General features: G+C 67.1%; 21 protein-coding genes. 10 read left to right on the top strand and 11 right to left on the bottom strand.

The annotated features are described in order from the left end of the window. Positions 1–129 precede the first annotated feature (129 nt). The gene (locus ASD86_RS01970; protein ID WP_056106299.1) at positions 130–1,020 is read right to left on the bottom strand and encodes a LysR family transcriptional regulator; all 891 of its coding nucleotides are present in this window, start codon (positions 1,018–1,020) and stop codon (positions 130–132) included. Between the two features lie 384 nt (positions 1,021–1,404). On the opposite strand from ASD86_RS01970, the gene ASD86_RS01975 reads away from it, so the two are divergent. Further along, positions 1,405–2,949, top strand: coding sequence for an MFS transporter (locus tag ASD86_RS01975; protein ID WP_056106303.1), 1,545 nt, complete (start codon positions 1,405–1,407; stop codon positions 2,947–2,949). Between the two features lie 10 nt (positions 2,950–2,959). Here the strand turns inward: ASD86_RS01975 and ASD86_RS01980 are convergent, their stop codons facing one another. Further along, complete coding sequence (locus ASD86_RS01980; protein ID WP_056106304.1) at positions 2,960–3,877, bottom strand: hypothetical protein; 918 nt, start codon at positions 3,875–3,877, stop codon at positions 2,960–2,962. A gap of 155 nt (positions 3,878–4,032) precedes the next feature. On the opposite strand from ASD86_RS01980, the gene bla reads away from it, so the two are divergent. Further along, positions 4,033–4,956 (top strand): class A beta-lactamase, encoded by a 924-nt coding sequence (gene bla, locus ASD86_RS01985; protein ID WP_056106307.1) that lies wholly within the window; start codon positions 4,033–4,035, stop codon positions 4,954–4,956. A 136-nt stretch (positions 4,957–5,092) separates the two neighbouring features. Continuing rightward, on the top strand, positions 5,093–7,192 hold the full coding sequence (locus ASD86_RS01990; protein WP_056106310.1) for an NHL repeat-containing protein: 2,100 nt from the start codon (positions 5,093–5,095) through the stop codon (positions 7,190–7,192). Positions 7,193–7,317: 125 nt separating this feature from the next. Here the strand turns inward: ASD86_RS01990 and ASD86_RS01995 are convergent, their stop codons facing one another. Then, positions 7,318–7,773, bottom strand: coding sequence for a PA2169 family four-helix-bundle protein (locus ASD86_RS01995; protein ID WP_056106312.1), 456 nt, complete (start codon positions 7,771–7,773; stop codon positions 7,318–7,320). Between the two features lie 346 nt (positions 7,774–8,119). Here ASD86_RS01995 and ASD86_RS02000 point away from each other — a divergent pair, with 346 nt between their 5' ends. Both ASD86_RS02000 and ASD86_RS02005 read left to right on the top strand, forming a co-directional pair. Continuing rightward, positions 8,120–9,118: a ligase-associated DNA damage response exonuclease gene (locus ASD86_RS02000; protein WP_056106315.1), complete on the top strand. Its 999-nt coding sequence runs from the start codon at positions 8,120–8,122 to the stop codon at positions 9,116–9,118. Then, the gene (locus ASD86_RS02005; RefSeq protein ID WP_056106318.1) at positions 9,115–10,725 is read left to right on the top strand and encodes an ATP-dependent DNA ligase; all 1,611 of its coding nucleotides are present in this window, start codon (positions 9,115–9,117) and stop codon (positions 10,723–10,725) included. The genes ASD86_RS02000 and ASD86_RS02005 overlap by 4 nt, the downstream gene beginning before the upstream one ends. 15 nt (positions 10,726–10,740) lie before the next feature. On the opposite strand, the gene ASD86_RS02010 is transcribed toward ASD86_RS02005, so the two are convergent. From ASD86_RS02010 to ASD86_RS02030, 5 genes are all read right to left on the bottom strand, one after another. Further along, complete coding sequence (locus ASD86_RS02010; protein WP_056106321.1) at positions 10,741–13,380, bottom strand: excinuclease ABC subunit UvrA; 2,640 nt, start codon at positions 13,378–13,380, stop codon at positions 10,741–10,743. Between the two features lie 95 nt (positions 13,381–13,475). After that, positions 13,476–13,913, bottom strand: a complete 438-nt coding sequence (locus ASD86_RS02015; RefSeq protein WP_056106323.1) for a response regulator — start codon at positions 13,911–13,913, stop codon at positions 13,476–13,478. Between the two features lie 7 nt (positions 13,914–13,920). Beyond that, positions 13,921–14,367 carry a response regulator gene (locus ASD86_RS02020; protein WP_056106326.1) on the bottom strand — a complete coding sequence of 149 codons (447 nt, stop codon included), beginning with the start codon at positions 14,365–14,367 and terminating at the stop codon, positions 13,921–13,923. Continuing rightward, positions 14,360–16,174, bottom strand: a complete 1,815-nt coding sequence (locus tag ASD86_RS02025; RefSeq protein WP_056106328.1) for an ATP-binding protein — start codon at positions 16,172–16,174, stop codon at positions 14,360–14,362. Before ASD86_RS02025 ends, ASD86_RS02020 begins: the two co-directional genes overlap by 8 nt. Positions 16,175–16,444: 270 nt before the next feature. Beyond that, entirely contained in the window at positions 16,445–17,182 is a 738-nt protein-coding gene (locus ASD86_RS02030) for a DNA-formamidopyrimidine glycosylase family protein (protein ID WP_056106330.1), read from the bottom strand. Positions 17,183–17,283: 101 nt separating this feature from the next. Here ASD86_RS02030 and ASD86_RS02035 point away from each other — a divergent pair, with 101 nt between their 5' ends. Together ASD86_RS02035 and ASD86_RS02040 are read left to right on the top strand one after the other, a co-directional pair. Beyond that, positions 17,284–18,078, top strand: a complete 795-nt coding sequence (locus ASD86_RS02035) for a DUF72 domain-containing protein (RefSeq protein ID WP_056106334.1) — start codon at positions 17,284–17,286, stop codon at positions 18,076–18,078. A gap of 162 nt (positions 18,079–18,240) precedes the next feature. Next, entirely contained in the window at positions 18,241–19,152 is a 912-nt protein-coding gene (locus tag ASD86_RS02040; protein ID WP_056106336.1) for an NAD(P)/FAD-dependent oxidoreductase, read from the top strand. Positions 19,153–19,173: 21 nt separating this feature from the next. Here the strand turns inward: ASD86_RS02040 and ASD86_RS02045 are convergent, their stop codons facing one another. Both ASD86_RS02045 and ASD86_RS02050 read right to left on the bottom strand, forming a co-directional pair. Further along, the gene (locus tag ASD86_RS02045) at positions 19,174–19,551 is read right to left on the bottom strand and encodes a hypothetical protein (protein WP_157476015.1); all 378 of its coding nucleotides are present in this window, start codon (positions 19,549–19,551) and stop codon (positions 19,174–19,176) included. A 202-nt stretch (positions 19,552–19,753) separates the two neighbouring features. Continuing rightward, complete coding sequence (locus ASD86_RS02050; protein ID WP_056107052.1) at positions 19,754–20,926, bottom strand: serine hydrolase domain-containing protein; 1,173 nt, start codon at positions 20,924–20,926, stop codon at positions 19,754–19,756. A 271-nt stretch (positions 20,927–21,197) separates the two neighbouring features. On the opposite strand from ASD86_RS02050, the gene ASD86_RS27160 reads away from it, so the two are divergent. From ASD86_RS27160 to ASD86_RS02065, 3 genes are read left to right on the top strand one after another with little or no spacing between them, the layout of a single operon-like run. Then, on the top strand, positions 21,198–21,713 hold the full coding sequence (locus tag ASD86_RS27160; protein WP_056106342.1) for a sigma-70 family RNA polymerase sigma factor: 516 nt from the start codon (positions 21,198–21,200) through the stop codon (positions 21,711–21,713). Continuing rightward, positions 21,710–22,483, top strand: coding sequence for a hypothetical protein (locus ASD86_RS02060; protein WP_056106344.1), 774 nt, complete (start codon positions 21,710–21,712; stop codon positions 22,481–22,483). The genes ASD86_RS27160 and ASD86_RS02060 overlap by 4 nt, the downstream gene beginning before the upstream one ends. Positions 22,484–22,487: 4 nt before the next feature. Then, a complete protein-coding gene (locus ASD86_RS02065; RefSeq protein WP_157476019.1) occupies positions 22,488–22,862 on the top strand; it encodes a hypothetical protein in 375 nt (124 codons plus the stop codon). A gap of 208 nt (positions 22,863–23,070) precedes the next feature. On the opposite strand, the gene ASD86_RS02070 is transcribed toward ASD86_RS02065, so the two are convergent. Beyond that, entirely contained in the window at positions 23,071–24,330 is a 1,260-nt protein-coding gene (locus ASD86_RS02070) for a delta-60 repeat domain-containing protein (RefSeq protein WP_056106348.1), read from the bottom strand. Positions 24,331–24,396 lie beyond the last annotated feature (66 nt).

Genomic DNA, 24,396 nt, shown 5'->3' on the forward strand with positions numbered 1-24,396 from the left:
GCTGGCGCGGGGGATTTGCTTTTGCGCTTGGTGTTGAGGGAAGAGCAAATCCCCCCTGCCCCCCTTTTTTAAAGGGGGGAAAAGCACGGGTTTTCGGTTAGCGCATGCGGAGTTGGACGGCGCGGGAAATCAAACGCCGCGCACGCGCATCGGATTCGGCGCGGGGTTCGGCGCGGTCGCGGGCAGGTCGCGGATCAGTTTGCCGAACTCGCAGACCGCGGGCGCGGCTTCGAGCGAGTTCCAGATCAATACGAACTCAGCGTCGGGCAAGGTCGGCAGGCCGTATTCGCCGTCGACGATGCGCATGCCCGGTTCGACGTCGTCCTCGGCCATCACCGTGATCGCCAGGCCGGCGAGGATCGCCGCGTGCAGGCCTTGCTGGCTTGGCGAGGTGAACACCACATGCCATTCGACCGCGGTGCCGTCCAACGCCGAGATGCCGACTTGCCGGTTGATGCACGGCGGCGGGAAAAACGCGAACGGCAGCGAGGTGTTTGCGGGCACGTCGAAGTAATCGGCCGCGACCCACACCCAGCGCGTACGCCGCAATACGGTGCCGGCGCCGCTATCGGGCAAGGCGATGATCACCGCGAGGTCGAGTTCGTCGGCTTCGACCATCTGCCGCAGGTCCATGCTCATGCTGACGCTCACGTCCAGACGGATCGACGGGAACGCGCGCGCGAACTGACACAGCACGTTGGGCAGACGATCGCCGATGAAATTCTCGGGCACGCCGAAGCGGACCACGCCGGCGATCGGCGAGGGCTGGAAGCGCCGGGTCAATGCGTCCAGCGATTGCAGGATCTGGCCGGCATGACGCAGGAAGTCTTCGCCGTCTTCGGTCAAGGTCAGGCGCCGGGTGGTGCGGCGCAGGAGCGGGCGGCCGACCTGGTCTTCGAGGCGGCGGATCTGGTGGCTGATCGCCGACTGGGTCAGGTGCAGGCGCTCGGCGGCGCGGGTGAAGCCGCCGGTTTCGGTGACGGCGACGAAGGTGCGCAGCAGGGCCGGGTCGAAGTCCATGGGCTCAGGATACGGCGATTGATGAGGGGCCGTAATGGGTTCCACAAAATTAAATCATTTCTCTCATGAGTCGGGCACGGGGAGAATGATCGGTGTCGCTCGATTGGCGATGCGGCCCATCGCCGCGAGGCCGCGAGGTCTGTTGTGGGAGGGGCTTGAGCCCCGACGCTCTCGATCAGGTCACTGAGGCCTTTCGCAATCCGAGCGGAAAGCATCAGGGCTGAAGCCCCTCCCACGAAAAACCTCGAAGCTGCGCTGCGGTCTTGCACAAGCCGACTTGCTGGCTTGCGACGCATCCACCTTTGACTACTCGCAACGCAACCGCGCCGCAGCCATCAAACGCGGCAATGCGAAGCCCTGCCCCATCGTTTCCCAGGACACCCCATGCCCCTGTCCCAATCCGGCAAGAACACCCTCGCCCTCGCCGCGGTCAGCCTCGCCGCGCTGATGTTCGGCCTGGAGATCTCCAGCGTGCCGGTGATTTTGCCGACCCTGGAAAAACAACTGCACGGCGATCTGCGCGACATGCAGTGGGTGATGAACGCCTACACCATCGCCTGCACCACGGTGCTGATGGCCGCGGGCACGCTGGCCGATCGCTACGGCCGTCGCCGCGTGTTCGTGCTCAGCGTGATCGCGTTCGGGCTGACTTCGCTGATCTGCGGCGTGGCGCAAAGCATGCCGGTGCTGATCGCGAGTCGTTTCGCGCAAGGCCTCGCCGGTGGCGCGATGTTGACCTGCCAGATGGCGATCCTGTCGCATCAGTTCCAGGCCGGCCGCGAACGCGGCCGCGCGTTCGCGATCTTCGGCATCGTGTTCGGCGCCGGACTGGGCTTCGGGCCGATCATCGGCGGCGCGATCGTCGCGCTGTCGAACTGGCACTGGGTGTTCCTGGTGCACGTGCCGTTGTCGGTGTTGACCTGGGTGCTGATCGCGCTGGGCGCGCAGGAGTCGCGCGATCCCAATGCGCATAAGCTCGATCGCGCCGGCATCGTCACCTTGTCGGTCGCCGTGCTCGGTCTAACCTATTACCTGACCCAGGCGCCGGAACAAGGCTTCGCCAGCCCGGTTGCATTGGCCGCGCTGACGATCGCGGTGATCGGTTCGATCGCGTTCGTGATCGCGGAAAAACGCAGCGCGCATCCGATGTTCGATTTCGCGGTGTTCCGCATCCGCGATTTTTCTGGCTCGATCATGGGCTCGATCGGCATGAACTTCAGCTTCTGGCCGTTCATGATCTACCTGCCGATCTATTACCAGAGCGCGCTGGGCTACGACACGGTCAGCGCGGGACTCGCGCTGTTGGCGTACACCCTGCCGACTCTGCTGATGCCGCCGCTCGCCGAACGTTTGTCGGCGCGTTATTCGCCCGGGGTGGTGATTCCGCTGGGGCTGTTCGCGATCGGCGCGGGCTTTCTGGCGATGCGTTACGGCAGCGCGGTCGAACATGCCAGTTGGCTCAGCATGTTGCCCGGCGCGCTGCTGGCCGGCGCCGGCCTGGGACTGACCAATACGCCGGTGACCAATACCACCACCGCCGCGGTGCCGAGCTCGCGCGCCGGCATGGCTGCGGGCATCGACATGAGCGCGCGCTTGATCACCTTGGCGATCAATATCGCCTTGATGGGTTTGATCCTGATCGCGGGCATCGCCGCGCATCTGCATGGGGTGTTCGGCGCGCGTTTCGACGGCGCGCAGTTGCGGCAATTGGCCGGGCGGATCGCGGCGGGCGATGTCAACGCTTTGCAGTCGGTCAGTGGCGGCACCCACGAGGTCGCGCATGCCGCGTTGATCGAGGGCTTCGAGTGGGTGCTGTGGTACGGCGGCATCGGCGTATGCGTGCTGGCCGCGCTGAGCCTGGCGATCTTCGCGCCGGGCCGCGCGCGTTCGTCCGCGAACGATGCGCAAACCGCGTCGTGCGCGCAGTAAGCGCGAGGCCTCAGAAGAACGCGATGCCCGGCCGCAGCACCAGTTGGAAGATCAGCAACTGCGCGATCACCGCCAGCACCGGCACTGCCAGCGAACGCGCGGGCGCGATGCCCGCCACTCGCGCCGACCCGGTCGACCACGCCGCGGCCTGCAGCCACCACACGCCGATCACGAACTCGGCGATCGGCACGATCGCGACCTGATCGAGACTGCCCGGCACCCGCATCGCGATGATCAACGGCAGCGCCAGCAAGGCCGGCAGGGTCGCGATGCGGAACATGAAACCGCTGCGCCGTCCGGGCGTGGCGATGTCGCCGGCCTGCGGCGCAAGCGCGAGCAAGTGCTTGGCGAAACCGATCGCCAGCGCGGCGATGATCGGCAACGCGGTCAAGCCCAGAGCGAGCTTGGTGCCCGCGCCGAGCTGCAGATAGTCGAAGGCCATGCCGACATCGTTTTGCGGCACCACCGAGCCGACCACGATCTGCGGCAGCGACTGGAAGTAACCGTGGAACGCCATCCAGATCGCGAACAGCCGCCAGCCCATGCCGCGCGGCGGGCGCAGCTTGAGCCACGCGGTGCAGGCGATCGCGACCAACAAGATCGCCAACGCGCCGGTGCCCTGGAACAGATGCGCCAGCGGGTTATCGCCATCCCAGTGATGATTGTTGTGGAACAAGGTCGGCCGCAGGCCCGGGGTCAGCGCCTTGGGCACCACCAGGAACAGTTCCTGGATGAAGAAGATCAGGCTGAAGCTGAATGCGTACAACGCGGTGGAATGGAGGGTCGGGCGCCAGTTCCATTCGCTGCGCGGCGCCACGCTCGCGGCCGTGCCGCGCGAACGCAGCAAGCCGACCGCGCCCCATAGCAGCGGGCCGACCACGACGGTCAGCAGCGAAGCGATTACAACCAACTGCACGGTAGCGTTCATGCCGATGCCGCAAACTTAAGTTGCTGCAACAGATACGGCCAAGGCCGCGACGGTTGCAGCCGCTGCAAGGATTTCTTTTGCCTGCCGCGAGAATTCCTCGTTTGTCGCGGTCACCCATGCCGCCAATAATCGGGTTCCCCGAAGGAGACCTGCCCATGCAACGACGCGATTTTCTGCAATGCGCCAGCGGCCTGCTGCTCGCCGCCGGCGCGAGCGCCAGTTTCGGCGCCGCCGCGCTGAGCCTCGCACCGCCGGCCAAGCACGACGCCAAGCCCGGCGACTGGCAGACGCGCCTGCGCGATCTGGAAAAGCACAGCGGCGGCCGCCTGGGCGTGGCCGTGCTCGACACCGGCAACGGCCAGCGCATGGCCTGGCGCGAGAACGAACGCTTCCGCATGTGCAGCACGTTCAAGTACCTGCTGGCCGCGGCGATTCTGCGACAGGTTGAATTGGGCAAAGTCACGCTGTCGCAGCAGGTGCCGATCACCGCCGCCGACATGATTGCGCATGCGCCCTTCACCCAGCCGCTGGTGGGCCGCAGCGCCAGCGTCGCGCAGCTGTGCGAGGCGACGGTGACCTTGAGCGATAACCCGGCGGCGAATCTGCTGTATCCGCTCGTCGGTGGCCCGCAAGGCTTGACCCGATTCCTGCGCGAGATCGGCGACGGCGTCACCCGCACCGACCGTACCGAACCCACGCTCAACGGCGGCGCGCCCGACGATCCGCGCGACACCAGCACGCCGACCGCGCAGATCGCCACCATGCAGCGTCTGTTGCTGAGCGATGCGCTGAAGGAATCCTCGCGCAAGCAGTTGATCGCCTGGCTGGTCGCCAACAAGACTGGCGACAAGCGTCTGCGCGCGGGCCTGCCGGCCGGGATCCGGGTCGGCGACAAGACCGGCAGCGGCGACGATGCGACCAACGACGTCGCGATCGTCTGGCCGCCGGGTCGCGCACCGATCCTGATCGTCAGCTATCTGGCCACCGCCAAGCTCGACGGCGCCGGCCGCGACGCGGTGCTGGCCTCGGTGGCGCGCATCGTGAGCGAGCAGTGGGGCCTGTCCGCGACGCAACGCTGAGCCCACGCGGCGCCCTCTTGCATCGCACGCACAAGCGGCCCTCGTGGCCGCTTCTGCATTGGGCCGCGCGCGCCGTTTAGAATCAGGATCGATGCGGCCCGCCGCTGTCGCGCGGGTTTGCGTAACAAGGACTTGAATGAACCGAACTACCTGGATCCTGGCCGCGATCGGCCTGACCGCGGCCGCGCTCGCCGCCACCTTCGTGATCGAACCCGGCGCACCGCGCGCCTTGTTGAACGCGGCCAAGCCCGCGCCCACGCCGACCGCGTTCGGCTGGAACGCGCAACTCGAACTCATCGCCGGCGACGGCGTGCGCGGCCTGCGCAACGCGACCGCGGCGCAGGCGCGCTTCGCCGATCCCTACGGACTGGCGCGCAGCGGCAACGGCACGCTGTATGTCGCCGATGGCGGCGACAACAATCTGATCCGCCTGATCCGCGCCGACGGCAGCGTCGCCACCGTGGCCGGTTCGATCGAAGGCTTCGCCGATGGCGCGGGCACGAAGGCAGCGTTCAATACGCCGTCCGGGTTGGCGCTCGACAGCTTCGGCAATCTATATGTCGCCGACACCGGCAATCACGCGATCCGCAAGATTTCGCCGCAAGGCTTGGTCAGCACGCTGGCCGGCAGCGGCGTGGCCGGTTATCGCGACGGCCCTGGCGCGCAGGCGCAGTTCAACGGGCCGATCGGGGTCGCGGTGTCTCAGGCCGGGCGCGTGTTCGTCGCCGACACGTATAACGATCGCATCCGGGTGATCGAACCCGACGGCAGCGTCGGCACGCTGGCCGGTGGAGCGCCTGGCAACAGCGACGGCGCGGCGGCGATCGCGCGCTTCGATACGCCGACCGCGCTGGCGATCGATGCGCAAGGCATCGTCTGGGTCGCCGACACCCGCAACCGCGCGATCCGCCGTGTCGAACCCGATGGCGATGTCAGCACCTTGAACCTGTTGCCGACGGTCGAAGGCGATAATCCGCTGTCGCGTCCGACCGCGCTGGCGATCACTCACGACGGTCTGATGTACGTCGGCGATATGTCGACGGGATTGGTGTTGCAGATCCGCGCCGACGGCAATTGGGTGGCGCTGACCGGCAATGCGCAAGAGCAGCGCCTGTCGCTGCCCGCGGCGATGACGCTCGACGCAGAAGGTGCGATCTACCTCACCGATGCCGGCAGCTACCGTGTGCATCGCGTTGCCGCGGCCGCGGCGCAGCCCATCGTCACCGTCGCCGGGCCATCGCCGCTGGACCCATTGCCGTTCACCGCCGGACGTTGGCCGCTGCATCCGCAGGACGCGTGGCACGAAGTGGTCGGTACCCTGGGCGAAGTGCGCGGCGATGGTCGCGGCGAAAGCCGCCATCACCTGCACGGCGGCTTCGACATCCGCGGCGACATCGGCCAGCAGGTGCTCGCGATCGCCGATGCCAAGACCAGCAATCCGTCGAGTGCCTGGGGCTACGGCAGCCTCGGCGAAGGCGCGTCGCTGGATACGATCAGCTACATCCACATGCGCGTGGGGCGCAACGGCAAGGGCGAACCGATCGATCCGGCGCGTTTCCAGCCGATCGTCGGCGACGACGGCAAGACCGAACGCATGCGCTTGCGTCGTGGCACCCGCTTCAAGGCCGGCGACGTGCTCGGCACCATCAATCCGATGGCGCATGTGCATCTGGCGCTGGGTTCCAACGGTTACGAGCGCAATGCGGTGACCTTGGGTTTCACCGGTTACGCCGATCATTACCCGCCGCGGATCGAACGCATCCAGTTGCTCGATTCGCTGGAACAGCCGCTCGCGCAGAAAGAACAGGGTCGGCTCGTGGTGTCGCGCGGGCAACCGGGCGTGCAGATCGTGGTCGAAGCCTGGGATCAGGTCGACGACAATCTGGCGCGGCGCCGGCTCGGTCTGTACACGCTGGGCTATCAATGGCTCGACGCCGCCGGCAAACCGCTGCCCGGGTACGAACAGCCGCGCATGAACATCGAGTTCGACCGCAAACCGCCCGACGATGCGACCAAGGTGCTGTACGCCGCCGACAGCGGCATCACCGTCCACGGCAGCGCGATCACCCGCTTCCGCTACGTGCTGACCAACACCGTGCGCAACGGCAAGGTCGCCACCGGTCTGTGGCTGCCGAGCGAACTGCCGGCGGGCGATTACACCTTGCGCATCAGCGCGCGCGATTACAGCGGCAATGAGGCGAGCGCGGGGCGCGATCTGGCGATTCGGCTGCGTTGATCGGGCTTGCTGAAGCGCAGGCATGAAAAAGCCCCGTCGTCGCCGACGGGGCTTTTGTTTAGCTATCGTGACGCGTGTTCGACGCAGCAGGATCGATCGTTATTCGAACCCGTGGTTCGAAACGATCAGGACGCGGCTTTCAGCGCGTGCTTGCGGGTGCTCATGATCTGATGGCATTCGCGCACCTGCGGCAGCAGGCGTTCGACTTCGACGCGCGCGGCCGGCGGGGTGTCGCTGTCGGACAAGGTCTCGTTGAACGCCTTGAGCAGGCGATCTTCCGACTCTTCCAGTTCGGCCACGTAGCCGTACTGGGTGTCGCCGAGGGTCGCGCGTACCTTGCCGTAGAACTGCTGCATCGAGCCGACGAAGGTGCCGTGCTCGGCCGGCTTGCCGCCCGCGGCGACCACCGCCGAACTCAGGCTGGTGACGATGTCGCCCTTGACGCCGGCGATGCGCACGAACAGCGCGGACAGCTCGGAATCCTTCACCTTCTGCGCGGCTTCGGTGTAGAAGTCCTTGCCGTCGCGCGCGATTTCGATGAGGTCGTTGAGGGTGTGCGCGGTTTTGGTCTGGGTATTCATTGAAGCTCCTGGCTGGCCAGCAAGAGCGTGTCGCGCTGGCCGTGTGGGGATGATTGCTCGTAATGAGCCGGCGATGTGCGCCGGTGCCATGGACTATTTCGCATCGCTCATTAAGACCTCGTGACCCTCGCGCGCAACGATTCATACAGTCGCATGCACTGAATAATTCATTTTCTGGATTCGCTCGCTAACTCACGCTGCGTTGACCCGGGCGGCGATCGCGATCCGCATTCATCGCGCGCATACGCCGCAATTCGCTTCGACGCAGCCACGACCACGCGCGATATGACGATCCCGTCACGACGCCTTTTGCACAGTGGCGCCACCCAATCGTCGGACCTGGCGCATGCAGCCTGATGATTTGATCGTGGTTCGCCCGCAAGGCCTGTACTGCCCGCTCGGCGATTTCTACATCGATCCCTGGCAACCGGTCGCCACCGCGATCGTCACTCACGGCCACGCCGACCACGCGCGTGTCGGCATGGGCGTGTATCACGGCAGCGAAGAAGGCCTGCCGATTCTGCGTTGGCGACTGGGCGATCAGGCGTATCGAAGCCATGCCTATGGCGAAGCCTTCGAACTCGGGCGCGTGCGCGTGTCCCTGCATCCGGCCGGGCATGTACTGGGGTCGGCGCAGGTACGCATCGAACACGGCGACCAAGTCTGTGTGGTGTCCGGCGATTACAAACGCCAGCACGATCCGACCTGCAGCGCGTTCGAACCGGTGCCGTGTTCGACCTTCGTCACCGAGTCGACCTTCGCCCTGCCGATCTATCGATGGCCGGACACGGCGCAGGTCGCGGCCGAGATCGTCGAGTGGCGCGAGCACTGCGCCGCGCGCGGCGAGACGGCGGTGCTGTTCTGTTATGCGCTGGGCAAGGCGCAGCGCATTCTCGCGGAACTTGCGAAACACGCCTCGCGACCGGTGTGGGTCCACGGCGCGATCGCGTCGGGCGTGGAGATCTACCGACACGCCGGCGTGGCCATGGCCGACACCGAACTTGTGGCGGATGCGAAGTCGCGCGACGAATGGGCCGGCGAACTCGTGCTGGCACCGCCGTCGGCCGCGGGTTCGGCGTGGATGCGCCGGTTCCGCCGTGTGCAGACCGGATTCGCCTCGGGCTGGATGCGCATCCGCGGCAATCGGCGCCGGCGCAACTTCGATCGCGGCTTCGTCATTTCCGATCACGCCGATTGGCCCGCGTTGCTGCAGACCATCGACGACAGCCGCGCCGAACGGGTGATCGCCCATCACGGACGCTCGGAGGCGCTGTTGCGCGTGCTCGCCGAACGCGGCCTGGCGGTGGATCGCTTCGATACCGGCATGCAGGGCGAACAGGCATGAAGCGCTTCGCCGCCCTGTTCCGCGAACTCGATCGCAGCACCGCGACCTCGGACAAACGCGCTGCGCTGATCGATTACTTCACTGCCGCCGCGCCGCGCGATCTGGCCTGGGGCCTGTGGCTGCTGTCGGGCCACAAGCTCGGCAAGATCGCGAACCAGCGCGAACTGCGCGAATGGGTCGCGCAGGAAACCGGATTGCCCGGCTGGTTGATCGACGACAGCTACGATCAGGTCGGCGACTTGGCCGAAACTCTCGGCCTGTTGCTTGACGAACCCGATCCCGCCGCGGCCGTGGACCGGCCGCTGCACGACTGGATCGAATTGCAGCTCGCGCCGTTGAGCGGGGTGGACCCGGCGACGCGTCGCGATGCGGTCGTCGCCGGTTGGCGCGGGTTGCAGGCCGAACAACGTTTCGTGTTCAACAAACTGCTGACCGGCGCCCTGCGCGTGGGCGTGTCGCAACGGCTGGTGCAGCAGGCGCTGGCGCAATGGTCCGGCGTGGATATCGCGCTGATCGCCCAGCGCATGCTTGGCGCATGGCAGCCTTCGCCCGAATTCGTGCAGCAGCTGCTGGCGAAGGAAACCACCGCGCAGGACCGGCAGCAGCCGTATCCGTTTTTTCTCGCCTCGCCGCTGGAATCGAAGGACGATGCGCCGCCGACCCAGGCGCTGGGGCCGATCGAGGACTGGTTGCTGGAGTGGAAGTGGGACGGCATCCGTTTGCAGCTGATCCATCGCCAGGGTCAGTCGTTGCTGTGGTCGCGCGGCGAAGAACGCCTGGACGGTCGCTTTCCGGAGATCGAAGCAGCGGCGCGACGCCTGCCGCGCGATTGCGTGCTCGACGGCGAACTGCTCGGCTGGCGCGACGGCGACGCGCAGCCATTGCCGTTCGCTGCCTTGCAGACCCGGATCCAGCGCCGCAAGCCCGGACCGAAGATTCTGGCCGATACGCCGGCGCGCATGCTCGCCTACGACTTGCTGGAACTCGACGGCGAGGACTGGCGACCGCGGCCACTGCACGAACGCCGCGCTGCGCTGGCGACGCTGCTGACGGCGCATGCCGATCCGGCGATCGTGCTGTCCGCGCAGGTCGACGCGGCAGACTGGACACAAGCGGCGGCGTTGCGCGAACAGGCGCGCGAACGCGGCGTCGAGGGGCTGATGCTCAAGCGCCGCGACTCGAGCTATCAGGTCGGTCGACGCCGCGGCGATTGGTGGAAGTGGAAGATCGATCCGCTGACCATCGATGCTGTGCTGGTGTACGCGCAGGCCGGCAGCGGCCGCCGCAGCACCTTGTACACCGACTACACCTTCGCGCTGTGGGACGGCGATGCGCTGGTGCCGATCGCCAAGGCCTACTCGGGCCTGGACGATCAGGAAATCCTGCAACTGGACCGCTGGATCCGCGCCAACACGCTCGAACGTTTCGGCCCGGTGCGCTCGGTGACGCCGCTGCATGTGTTCGAACTCGGCTTCGAAGCGATCAATCGGTCGAGCCGGCACAAGTCGGGGATCGCCGTGCGCTTTCCGCGGATCCTGCGCTGGCGTCACGACAAGACCGCCGAGCAGGCCGATCGGATCGAGACGCTGAAAGCACTCGCGCCGTAGAACGACTCCGCAAGCTCAGCCCAACACCCGCCGCAGATAAGGCGCGGTCCGGCTCGCCTTGACGCGAGCGACCTGCTGCGGCGTTCCGCTGGCGACGATCGCGCCGCCGTCTTCGCCCGCGCCCGGGCCGACATCGATCACCCAGTCGCTGTCGGCGACCACGCGCATTTCGTGTTCGACCACGATCACCGTATTGCCGGCATCGACCAGGCCATGCAGCTGCGCCATCAGCTTGTCGACATCGGCCGGATGCAATCCGGTCGTCGGCTCGTCGAGCACGTACAGGCTGTTGCCGTGCTGGCTGCGCTGCAACTCGGTCGCCAGCTTGATGCGCTGGGCTTCGCCGCCGGACAGTTCGGTCGCCGGTTGTCCCAGGCGCAGATAGCCCAAGCCGATATCGCGCAACAAGGTCAGCGGACGCCGCACCGCGTCTTCGTCGGCGAAGAACGCCAGCGCCTCGTCGACCGTCATCGCCAGCACTTCGGCGATGCTGCGGCCGTTCAACAGGACTTCCAGCGTCTTCGCGTTGTAGCGGCTGCCGTGACAGGTCGGGCACGGCGCGTACACGGTCGGCATGAACAGCAATTCGACCTGGACGAAGCCCTCGCCTTCGCAGGTCTCGCAGCGCCCTTGCGCGACGTTGAACGAGAACCGGCCGGCGTTGTAGCGGCGCGATTTGGCCAGCGCGGTGCCGGCGAACAGTTTGCGCACGTGATCGAACAAGCCGGTGTAGGTGGCCAGATTCGAGCGCGGGGTGCGGCCAATCGGTTTCTGGTCGACGTTGACCAGACGTTTGATCGCATCGGCGCCGCCGTGGATGCGTCCGGCGGTCTTGGCGATTTCGCTGGGCTGCGGTTCGCCGGTCTCGGATTCTTCCACCGGCGGCTCGTGGCCGAGATGGTCGCCGACCAGCTCGACCAAGGCCTGGCTGACCAGACTGGACTTGCCCGAACCCGACACGCCGGTGACGGCGGTGAACACGCCCAGCGGAAAACGCGCATCCAGGCCGTGCAGGTTATTGCGATGCAGACCACGCAGTTCCAGCCAGCCGCTCGGCGAGCGCGGCGCTCGCGCGCGCTTCGCATCGGCACCGTCTGCAGCGAACAGATAACGCCCGGTGTGCGACGCGGCGATCGTGCGCAGGCCGTCGGGCGGGCCGCTGTAGAGAATCTGTCCGCCGTTCTGGCCGGCGTCCGGACCCACGTCGACCAGCCAATCGGCGCGCCGCATCATGTCCAGGTCGTGTTCGACCACGAACACCGAATTGCCGGCGTGCTTGAGTTGATCCAGCGCGCGATGCAGCGCTTCGCTGTCGGCCGGGTGCAGGCCGGCGGATGGTTCGTCCAGCACGTAGACCACGCCGAACAGGTTGGAACGGATCTGGGTCGCCAGACGCAATCGTTGCAGTTCGCCCGGCGACAGGGTCGGCGTGGTCCGATCCATCGCCAGATAGCCCAGGCCCAAGGCCTGCAAGGTCGCGATGCGCTCGACCAGATCGTGGGCGATGCGTTGTGCGGCGATGCGTTTTTCTTCGGACAGGTCCGGCGTGCGGCGCACGTCGGTGCCGCCGGCATGCGCCGATCCGCCCGCGGCGACGCGCTTGGCGGTGTCCTGGGCGCTGGCCGCGCGACTGCGCGTGGATGCCTTGGTCGGCGCATCGAAGCGTCCGTTCGCGGCCGGCGCCAGCACCTCGGCGATGCGATTGAGCGACAGCCGCGACAGGCTGCCGATGTCGAGACCGGCGAAGGTCACCGACAGCGCTTCGCGCTTGAGCCGGCGACCGTCGCAGACCGGACACGGCGCGCCGCTCATGAAGCGCGCCACGCGTTTTTTCATCAACGCGCTTTGGGTGGTGGCGAAGGTGTGCAGCACGTAGCGGCGGGCGCCGGTGAAGGTGCCCATGTAGCTCGGCTCGGTCTTGCGCCGCAGCGCGGCGCGGGTCTGCGCGGGAGTGAAGCCGGCGTACACCGGCGCGACCGGTTGTTCTTCGGTGTACAGGATCCAGTCGCGATCTTTCTTCGGCAGATCGCGCCAGGGCACGTCGACGTCGTAGCCCAGGGTAACCAGGATGTCGCGCAGGTTCTGTCCGTGCCAGGCCGGCGGCCACGAGGCGATCGCGCGATCGCGGATGCTCAGCGACGGATCGGGCACCATCGCGCGTTCGGTCACCTCGTACACGTAGCCCAGGCCGTGGCAGTTCGGGCAGGCACCTTGCGGGGTGTTCGGCGAGAAGTCCTCGGCGTACAGCATCGGCTGCTTGGGCGGATAGGTGCCGGCGCGCGAGTACAGCATGCGCAGCAGGCTCGACAGCGTGGTGACGCTGCCGACGGTCGAGCGGACGTTCGGGGTGCCGCGCTGCTGTTGCAGCGCCACCGCCGGCGGCAGGCCGTCGATCGCATCCACGTCGGGCACGCCGACCTGATCGATCAGGCGCCGCGCATACGGCGACAGCGATTCCAGATAGCGGCGCTGCGCCTCGGCGAACAAGGTGCCGAACGCCAGCGAGGATTTTCCCGAGCCCGACACGCCGCTGAACACCACCAGCGCATCGCGCGGGATATCGACGTCGATGTCCTTGAGGTTGTGTTCGCGCGCGCCGCGCACGCTGACGTACGCGCCGAAGCGGGGATCTGCTCGAGTGGATGTGTTTGCCATGGGCCAGCCGAAGAACGTATATCGGCGGCCATTGTGCGCGAGCCGGTGTTAGCCGGACATGCAGCGCGCGGCGTTCGGCAGCCGTCGAGCGGGCCTCAGGAGACCGGCACCTGAGGCGGATCGGCTTCGGCCTGATCGGTCTCGGCTTGATCGGCTGTGGCATCAATCGGCGCGCGCCGCCCGTGTTCGTCGATCAGGGTCTGCAACTGCATCGGCAGCAGTTCCAGTCGGTTTTTGTCCCATACCGTTTCGTCCAGGTGCTCGGTCGCGTCGGCGGTGGCGCCGGTCAGGAACACGAACAAGCTGGCCGGCGCCTGCGCGCGCACGATCGCGCGCGCAACCTCGCCGTCGAAACCGGGCAGGTTGAGGTCGCACAGGACGATGTGCGGCGCGAACTCGGCCAGGGCCGCGCGCAGTTGCGGCTCGTTGTCGACCCGGCGACTGACCCAGGCCTCGGGCCAGCGGCCGAGCTCCAAGGTCGCCAGTTCGACGTCCTCGGCGACATCGTCGACGAACAGCAGGCGCCAGGTCATGGCTCGCTCAACCTTGCGCCTTGAACGGCGGTTCGTTGATCACCGCCCAGAACTTTCCGAGCGTGCGCACCGCCTCGAAGAACTGGTCCACGTCGACCGGCTTGACCACGTAGGCGTTCACGCCCAGGTCCCAGCTGCGCACCAGGTCGGCTTCCTCGCGCGAGGACGACAGGATCACCACCGGCAACTGGCGCAGCTTTTCGTCCTGGCGCAAGGCTTCCAGCACTTCCAGGCCGTCCATGCGCGGCATCTTGATGTCGAGCAGCAGCACCGAGGGATCGCCCTCGCCGCGATCGGCGTACTTGCCGCGGCGGAACAGGTAATCCAGCGCCTCAACGCCGTCGGTGACGTGCACGATCGGATTGATCAGGTTGGCCTCGCGCAGCGCGTCGATGGCCATTTCGGCGTCGTAGGGACTGTCTTCGGCGAGCAGGATGGTGCGGATGTCAGTCATGGCCCGAAGGTCCCCTGGCGAGTTCGGCGTTGGAAGGAAGGATGAAATGGAAGGTGGCGCCCTCGCCCGGCCGGCTTTCGGCCCAGATCCGGCCGTTGTGGCGGGTCAGCACCCGGCGCACGCTGGCCAGGCCGATGCCGGTGCCGGAGAATTCGCTGGCCGAATGCAGGCGCTGGAACACGCCGAACAGCTTGCCGGCGAAGGCCATGTCGAAGCCGGCGCCGTTGTCGCGCACGCTGAAGTGATGGTTGCGTTCTTCGTCGTAGCGGTGCTCGACCTCGATGATCGAGGGCTGGCTGTGCACGCTGTACTTGACCGCGTTGCCCAGCAGGTTGAGCCAGACTTGGCGCAGCATGTTCTCGTCGCCGACCACGATCGGCAGCGCGGCGAGCTTCCACTGGATCTCGCGGCCGGGCTGGTCCATGCGCGCATTGGCGTCGAGCATCGAGCGCGTCTCCTGCACCAGCGACTGCATGTCCACCGCCTGCAGGCGCATCGCGCTGCGACCCAGGCGCGAATACACCAGCAGGTCGTCGATCAGGTCCGACATGCGCTTTGCGGAGTTGGAGATCACCTGCAGGTAGTGGCGCGACTTTTCGTCGGCGGCCTCGCCCAGGTGACGCTGCAGCTTGTCGGCGAAGCCGGCGGTGTGGCGCAGCGGCGCGCGCAGATCGTGCGAGACCGAGTAGCTGAAGGCTTCCAGCTCGCGGTTGACGTCGGAGATCTGCTCGACCTTGCCCTCGAGCTGGCGATTGAGTTCGTGGATGCGGTTCTCGCCGGCGCGACGGGCGCTGATGTCGCTGGCGGTGATCATCACCGTGTTTTCTTCGGTTTCCGGCAGCGGCATGCGCCGTGCGTTGATCATCATGACCCGGCGCACGCCGTCGTGGGTGATCTGCTCGCGCTCGTAGTCCCACAGCTCGCGGCCGCGATTGAGCACTTCCGCCAGCCGGCGCGTGGTTTCCTCGTCGGCCCAGGCGCCGCCGCTGAGTTCGGTCAGCTTCTGCCGCGCGCCGGGCTCGTCGCGCATGCCGTACAGCTCGCCGAAGGCGACATTGGCCAGGACCACGCGCAGCTCGCGATCGACCACCGCGATCGGCTCGCGCACGGTGTCGAGCACCACCGAGGCATGCGCGCTCGCGGTCTGCGCGTCGCGCTCGGCGTTCAAGCGCCGGCGCATCTGGCGCAGGGCGAAGAAGCTGATCGCGGCGAGCACCAGGATCTGCGCGAGCACCGCGCCCCAGCGGGTCAGCTCGGTCAGGCGCACGCGCTGTTCGTACTGGACCTGGCGCTGCGCCAGCAGGTCGCGTTCTTGCTTGATCAGCTCGGCGATCAGCGCGCCGACCGGGTATTGGGTCACCGCCCGGCTGGTCTGTTCCGCCGGCAACGGCTGGACGTGCGGCTGGGCGATGTCGTGCATCGATTGCAGCCGCAGCCGCACCTGCCCGCGCAATTCGCCCAGGCGCAGTTGCTGGTCGGGGTTGTCCTGGGTCAGCCGCTGCAGGGCCAGCAGCTCCTCGGTCACGCCGGCGCGGGCGTCGGCGATGCGCTTGTCGAAACGCTCGCTGCGCGGAACGCCGGCCGCCAAGGCCAGCGAGGCCGCCTCGACGTCGCGGATGTTCTGGCCCAGGGCCTGGGCGCGGGCGTCGACTTCGAGGGTGTGCTGGACCCAGTCGGAGGCTTCCACCGCGGATTGGTTGGCCTGCAACAGCACCCAGGCCGGCGCGACCACGATGAGCACGATGACGATCGCCAGCCCAGTGGCCTGCCAGAACGGCGAAAGTCGGTCGACGGAGCGTAGGGGCATGAGTAGGAAGGCCGTCTGGGTGAGGTCGCACCGCGCGGCCATACGCTCCCGAGGCAGGCCGCATCATCGCGTCGAGGCCGGTTGTGTGCAATAGGCTGGGTGTCACGGCACACCGTCGGCACAATCGGCGGCCCAGGCTGAAAGGTTCAGCGTGGCGGTGCGGCTTCGCGCGGGTTTGATGCGACGGCGTTACATCAGCGGCGTCGGAACCGGCCGCGGCGGGCGACATCGGTCGCTCCGAGTGGTGGCGGGCGGCTGGCCGCGGCGGCCTTAGCCGTAGCGTTTCTGGCAGACCTCGCAAAAGAACGCGCGCCGCTTGAACCGGCCCAAGTGCTTGCAGTAACTCAGGCGCGCGCCATCACGAGGGCAATGGGTCTTGGTGTGCACCTGGTAATGACGCTTGAGTTCGAAAGTCTTCTTCCAGCGGTAGAAATCGAAACTGTAGTCGCGGGCCTGCGCGATCAGTTCGCCGAGTTTGCGCGGCGGCAGCGCGCCGACCGTGCTGAGCGGATGCACGCCGATGCGGTGCAGGACTTCGTTCTTGATGATGTTGCCGACGCCGGCGAAAACGTTCTGATCGAGCAAGGCGTCGGCGGCCAGCTCATTTGGACGCAGCTTGAGTTTCTTGCGCGCCGCCTTCGGGTCCCAGGCCGGGTTCATCACATCGCCGGTACAGTCGTAGGCCTCGTCCAGTGGCCCTTCGATGAACTTGACCGAGCAATTGTAGAAATTGAGCTCGTCGCCCAGAGCGAAGCGCAGGCTCACCCGCGGCGCGGCCGGCCGCTGCTCGTTGATGCGATAGCTGCCGAACAGCATCAGGTGGATGCGCAGGGCGAAGCCTTCGAATTCGACCAGGAAATGCTTGCCCCAGGTGCGCAACGCGACGATGGTCTGGCCGCGCATGCGCTGAATGTCCTGCGCACTGTTGCCGGCCACGCTCAGCACTTCGCGCCCTTCGAAGGCGGCGGCTTCTTCCTTGAGAATGACGATCGTCGGGCCTTCAGGCATGACCGCAGTATCGGTGCGCAAGGTTAGCGATGCGTCAACGCCGACGCGCGATCGTCGTGCGATGCTCGTTGCTCATGACGACACGAGCAGTATCTGCGCGAATGAACGAGTCATCTTCCGTACAACGCGCGCGCGTTCGCATCGGCTGCGCGGGCTGGTCGATCTCCGCCGCGCATCGCGACGCGTTCGGCGCGGGCGACAGCATGCTCGCGCGTTACGCCACGGTGTTCGACGCGGTCGAGATCAACTCCTCGTTCTACCGTCCGCATCAGCGCAAGACCTACGAACGCTGGGCCGCCAGCGTGCCGGCCGATTTCCGTTTTTCGGCCAAGCTGCCCAAGAGCATTTCGCATGAGGCCCGCCTGCATCGCACCGGCCCGCTGCTTGAACCGTTCATCGAAGAAGTCACCGGACTGGGCGCGAACCTGGGCGGCTTGTTGCTGCAGCTGCCGCCGAGCCTGGCCTTCGACGCGCGCACGGCCGCGACGTTTTTCCGCATGCTGCGCGCGCGCTGGAACGGCGGCTGCGTATGCGAACCGCGGCATGCGAGCTGGTTCGCGCCGGCGGCGACGGAGTTGCTGCGTAAGCACGCGATCGGCCGGGTCGGCGCCGACCCCGCGCTCAACCAGGACGCACGCGTGCCCGGCGGCGATGGGTCGTGGCGCTATTGGCGCTGGCACGGCTCGCCGCAGATGTACTACAGCGCCTACTCGCCCTCGGCATTGGCCGAACTGGCCGAGCAGGTCGCGGCCACGGCGGACGACGGCGAGACCTGGGTGATCTTCGACAACACCGCGGCCGGGCACGCGATCGGCGATGCGCGCGGCCTGCAATCGCTGCTGGCCGCGCGTCGCGCCGGGATCGTTCCCATAGGCCACGGCGCGGCCGGCGATTGAACGCGGCGGCGCCGCGCGCTCGAGGCTTACGCCGACTCATTCGTCGCGACGGCCGGAAAGCCGCGGGTGAAAGCCGTCGCGGGGTCGCGGAACCGAGCCATATCGTGCGCGAAGCCGTAGGATGCGGCTGAATCGTCAACGATCGTCGGCCAAGGAACCCCGATGGAACACATCGACGTCATCGTGGTGGGCGGCGGACCGGCCGGCCTGACCGCCGCGACTTATCTGCAACGCTTCCATCGGCGCTGCGTGCTGATCGATGCCGGCGACAGCCGCGCGCTGCGCATTCCCGAAAGCCATAACTGCCCCGGCTTTCCCGATGGCGTGTCCGGTCCGGACCTGGTCGAGCGCATGCGCACCCAGGCGCGCGAGGCCGGGGTCGAATTCGAATCCGGCAGCGTCGACGCGCTGACCCGGCATGACGACGGCGGCTTCGTGGTCAGCGCGGGATCGCGCCAGTGGCGCAGCCGCGCGGTGATCCTGGCGACGGGTACGCGCGACGTGCTGCCCGAGGTCGAGTGGGCCGAGGAGGCCATCGCCTGCGGCGCGCTACGCCTGTGCTCGGTGTGCGACGCGTTCGAGGCCACCGATCTGCGCATCGGCGTGTATGGGCCAAGTAGCGCGGTGGCCTCGCACGGACGTTTCCTGCGCAGCTACAGCGACCGGCTGGTGTTGATTCCGACCGATCAAGCGTTCGATGCGGGCGACGACAAGGCCTTCGCCGACGGTGCGACGCAGGTGTTGGCGCCGGGCGGCGAACTGCGGTTCGACGGCCAACGCTGCGCGTATCGCGAACCCGACGGCACGGTCACCGAACTCGACACGCTGTATCCATTCCTCGGCGTCGAAGCCGAGCATCCACTGGTCGCCTGCGCCGGGGCTGGGGTCGAGCGTCCCGGCGAAACCGTGGTCGACGCGCATCAACGCACGCGCATTCCCGGCCTGTACGCGATCGGCGACATGGTCAGCGGCTTGAACCAGATCTCGGTCGCGGTGGGCCAGGCCGCGATCGCGGCCACCCATCTGCATAACGCATTGCCGTTCGTGCCGCGCGGCATGGCCTCGGTCAAATAACGATCGAGGCCACGGCGACGCTTAGCGCGGCTTGCGCCGCGCCAGGCGACTGCGATTGGCCTTGACCGTGCGCGCCACCGGCTTGAGGCCTTCGGCGAGGATGCGATCGCCGGTAGCGAACAAGCCGCTCCACTGCTGCCACGGCGTCGCGCCGGGCATCCACGCGCTCCACGCCGACAGGCTCCACGGCGCCATCCACGCCGCGCCGGCCATCGCCCACCAGCCCTGCATCGCCGCGGCGGATTTCTCCGACACCATCCGGCTCCATTCGCGCTGCGTCTGCGCCGACGGCGGATAGCCGCCCTGCGCGGTTTCCATCAGCCGCTGGGCGATCACCCACGGTGCGGCCTGAGCGATGGAGGCGAGTTGATCGGACGAACGAGTGGGCGTGGGCGACATGGGCAACTCCGGGAATCGAGTTCGCACAGTGCCTGAGGCCTGTGCTGTCGCTGTGACGATGCGGAGCCGATGTGCGCGATTGGGCGCTTGGCGATGAATGGTTCACGAAACGGCGCGGTCGGCGCGTCTGCCCCGCCCTGCGCGCGCGGGCATTGGCGCGATGGCCCGCGCGCGCACAACGTTGCGCGGACCCATCGCGATCTCAGCGCGCCCCGTCCCAGAACTTCATGTCGCCGTACTCCCACTCCCACGGCGCGCCGGTCTTGCCCAGTACGAATTCGACTAATTTGGGAAACGCAGGCTCGGCGCGCACATCGTTGGACAGGATCACCACGCAACGCTGACCGCGCTCGACGCAGACCAGGGTGTTGGCGGTCGAGTCGTTGTGCCCGCCCTTCATGAAACCGGCGCCCTGCGCGCTGCGGAACGCGATCACGCCCAGGCCCGCGGCCAGATCCGCGCGCCGCTGCGCCGCCGGCAGTTCGGGTTGCAGGGACGGGAACTGACTGCGCGTGGTGATCGGCAACTGCGGCTTCGCCAGCTCCGCGCGCATCCGTTTCGACAGGCCGGCGCCGCGCACCAGTCCGGCGGCGAACCGCGCCATGTCGTCGATGCTGGTGTCCATCGATCCGGCCGCGCGCACCCGGCTGCGTTCGTCGTGCGGCTCGGCCGAGCCGTCGGCGCGCCAGCCATCGGCGAGGTTCGCGGCGAAGCGCGATTGCCAGATCATGCTGGTGTCGCGCATGCCCAGCGGTTCGAACACGCGTTCGCGCATCCCCTCGCCGACATCGATGCCGAGGCCGCGCTCGATCACGAACTGCAGCAGGATCAGGCCGTCGCCGGAATAGCCGTAGCGCGTTCCCGGGTCAAAATGGAATCGCAGTTTTTCGTCGGCTTCGTCGAAGAAGAAATTGGCGAAGCCTGGGCTGTGGGTCAGCAGATGGCGCGCGGTCAACTTGCGCCAGCGCTCGTCGCCGGCCAGCGTCGACCACGGCGCATAGCGGTCTTCATCGGGATAGTCCGGCAGCGGCCGATCGAGATAGCCGGCGATCGGCTTGTCCAGGTCGAGCCGGCCTTCATCGACCAGTTGCGCGACGAAATAGGCGAACGCGGCCTTGGTCAGCGACGCGCCGTACATCACCGTGTCGGTCCGCAGCGGTTGGCCCTGCGCGTTGCGGCTGCCATAGCTGCGGACCCGGACGACACGGCCGCGATCGACGACCGCGATGGCGAGGCCGCGGGTACCGGTGGCGGCCATCGCGCTGGCGGCCTGCGCGTCCAGAGCGTCGGTATCGGGAATGCGGGCGGCGGCCGGGCCGGAGGCCAGCAGCGCCAACAATCCAGCGACGGCGAGCGAGCGCAGCCACGCCGGCATGTGGGCATCGAACGGAAACAAGGCGGAACGCGACAGCGAAGCGGCGGACGACATGGCGTTTTCTCCTGGGGTGTCGACCGCTATGACGCGCCGGGCCGGCGAAACTTACAACGATCGCCCAATCTGGCCGCATCGGCCGATCGTTGTAAGTTTCGCCGGCCCGGCGCGTCTTTCTGGTCGAACTCCCAGCACAGACCCCTATGCCATGCTTGCCCGGATCAACCCGCTTGCCCGGATCGACAGACCCGCCGGCATCAACTGGACCCCGCCGATGACCGAATCCGCGCCGTCTCCCGATTGGCTGGCCCAGCACTACGGGCCGCTCGTGTTCAAGGCCGCCTACCGCGTGCTCGGCGACGCATCGCTGGCCGAGGACGTGCAGCAGGACGTGTTCCTGAAGCTGATCGAAAGCAATCCGATCGATGTCGCCTCATGGCCGGCGTATCTATCCGCCTCGGCGGTGCGCACGGCCATCGATGTGTTGCGCCGCCGCCAGCGCTGGTGGCGGGTCGTGCCGATGTGGCGCGCGCAGCAGTCGCTCGCGGCCGCATCGGCGGAACAGGCCAGCGAGGAACGCGAACGCAGTCAACGCCTGCGCCTGGCGCTGGCGAAGCTGCCCAAGCGCGAAGCGCAGTGTTTCAGTCTTCGCTATCTGGAGTGCATGGAGATCGGCGAGATCGCGCGCTCTCTGGCGCTCAGCGAAAACAACGTCAACGTCGTCCTGCACCGCGCCCGGCGCAGGCTGGAAACGCAACTCGGCGAAGCCGCCGTGGAGATCGCCCCATGAACCAGCGATTCGATCACGAACTGTCCGCCCCGCTCGCGCAGCGGGTCCGCGAAGCCGATGCGGTTCCCACCGATGCGGTCGAACGCGCGCAGCAACGACTGACCCAGCGACTGCGCAATCAGGCCCGTCCGCGCCGCATGCAGGCACCACGCTGGATCGCCGCGTCCGCGCTCGCCGCGCTGCTGGTCGTGGTGGTGATGAGCGTGCCGATGCTGTCCGGCGGCGGCGATGCCTTCGCCGCGGTGCAGGACCATCTGCGCCGTTTCGTCCATCTGGAAATGAACGTCACCCAGCGCGCGCAGGGCCAGGTGATCCAGACCTCGCGCACCCTGGTCGATGCGCACGGCGTGTTGCGCACCGACGTGGGCGATCAGCTCAGCATCATCGTCGACCCGCCGCGTGGACGCGTGCTGACCCTGCTGCACGCGCCCAGGCAAGCGATGGTGACCGCGCTACCGAAGGGCAAGAACGCGCCGCAGGACACGCTGCAATGGCTCAACGAGCTGCGCAATTTCAAGGGCAAGGCCACGCCGCTCAAGCAGACCCGGATGATCGACGGACAGCGCGCGCAGGGCTGGTCGCTGCGGCTGCACGGCGTCGACATGGAGATCTGGGCCGATGCCAGCGGCCTGCCCCTGGCGATGCGGCAGCACGGCGGCGCGGGGCTGGAAATCGACTACCGCTTCACCCTCGACGGGCCGGTCGCGCCGGGACGCCTGAGCAGCGATCCGCCGCCGGGTTACGCGCGGGTCGAGCCTGATCGCGAGTAGATCGATGCACTGGTGCCTGCGCTTGCCTCGACCGCGGCGCAGGCTTCCTTGCCAGCGCCGACGCATCCGCGACGCCGCCGATTTACGTGTTGCCCATGGCCAGTGCTGGAGCAGCCGGCGCAGCCTGACCTTGCTCGGCGACGCCGCCGATCTCGCCAGCGGTTTAATCGAACGGATGGACTGGAATGCCGCGGTGAGCGAATACGAAATCGGGATGTTCGAATGCATCGTCGAATCCGCCGAGGGTTCGGCCGAAGGTGCGGCGACTCTCCCGTCGCACGACGGGCAGGCGCTGACCTTGGCGATGTATCGCAGCCACGAGGCCGCGCCATCGGAAGTCTGTAGTGCTTCGGTCGACGGCGGCGTCCTGCGCGGTTAATCCCGGCAGTCGCCGGCACCTGACGACGACAAGATCGCGGACACAAAAGAGGCTCCCGAAAGAGACGTTCAATTGCGCAGAGCCGTTGCGGTTTTTTACTCGCGGTGAAAGGGCCGATAAAAGGAAGGCGAAAACCCCTCCCACCGCGGCGGGTGAAAGGGGGACTTTCCCGATGCCGCCGTTGAGGCCGGCACCGTTGCGCGTCAGCTTATTGGTAACGCGCCACAACGAAGGCCGACGGCGAGTTGCCATAACCCACCACGACGATTTTTCCGTCGGCCTGGATGGCGAGCCCTTGAACCGCGGCATTCGCGCTGCCGACGGTGGCGGCGACAGGGCCGAAGCTCGCGTCCTGATTGCCGAACGAGTCGTAGCGATTCAAGGTCAACTGGCGGTAACTGCCCGCATTGGAGTACCCACCGACGATGATTCCGCCGTTGGCGTCGATGGCGACGTCACCGCCGACCGCATCGCCGCTGCCGATGGCGGTAACGACCTTGCCGGTGCCCGATCCAAAGTAGCTGTCCAGCGCGCCGGTGCTCGTGTAACGGACCGCGGCGAATCGGTAGGGCCCGGCGCTCGCGCTTTTCGCGTAGCCGGCGGCGACGAGGTTGCCGTCGCTTTGAATCGCCAGCGAGGTGGCGATGGCGGCGTTGCCGGCGGACGTGCCGGCCACATTGGTCAGCACTTTACCGCCGGTACCGAAGCTGGCATCCAGCGCGCCACTGGTGGTGTAACGCGTCAACGCGAATACGGTGCCGCTGCTCGACGCATAACCGGCCAGCACCGGTTTACCATCGGCCTGGATGACCAGGCTGTTGGCGAAGGACGAACTGGTGCCGACCGACGAGGTGACGGTACCGGTACCGCCGCCGAAGCTGTAATCCAGAGTCCCGCCGCTGGTAAGCCGCGCCAGCGCGAAGCCGGAACCGGCATAGCCCGCGACCCAGATCGAGCTGCCCTGTACGGCAATGGCGTTGGCTTCCGAAGCGCCCGCGTAGAAATTGACGGTCGCCTTGCCCGAGCTGCCGAAGCTCGTGTCCAGCGAACCATCCGTGTTGTAGCGATAGACGGTGAAGTTGCGGGTGGAGGTGAAGTTCGGGCACGAGGTGCCGGCAACGACGATCTTGCCATCGGCCTGCAGAGCGAGTGCGCGCGCCTGTCCCGAGCAGCTGCCCGAGGGCGTGGTGGTGACCTTGCCGGTGCCGTTGAAGCTGGTATCCAGCGCGCCGCTGGTCGTATAACGCGCCAGCGCGAACTCACCGAGCGCGGTCTGGCCGGCGGTGACGATCCGTCCGTCTGATTGGATAACAACCCGGGCGGCGGCACCGTAGCTGCCGAATGCGGTGGAGGTAATGCCTGCCGAACCGAACGCGGGGTCCAGCGATGCGGCCTGTGCGAGCGTTGCAAATGCGCCGATAGCGCTGATGGCGATGCCAAACGATACCTTCATCGTGTTGCTGGTCACTGGTGGGTTCTCCTTGTTGGAGGTGGTTGAATCCATTCCGGGATTCAATTCACCGCCGCTCACTGT

Source organism: Lysobacter sp. Root690 (assembly GCF_001427785.1).
Lineage (GTDB): Bacteria > Pseudomonadota > Gammaproteobacteria > Xanthomonadales > Xanthomonadaceae > Lysobacter.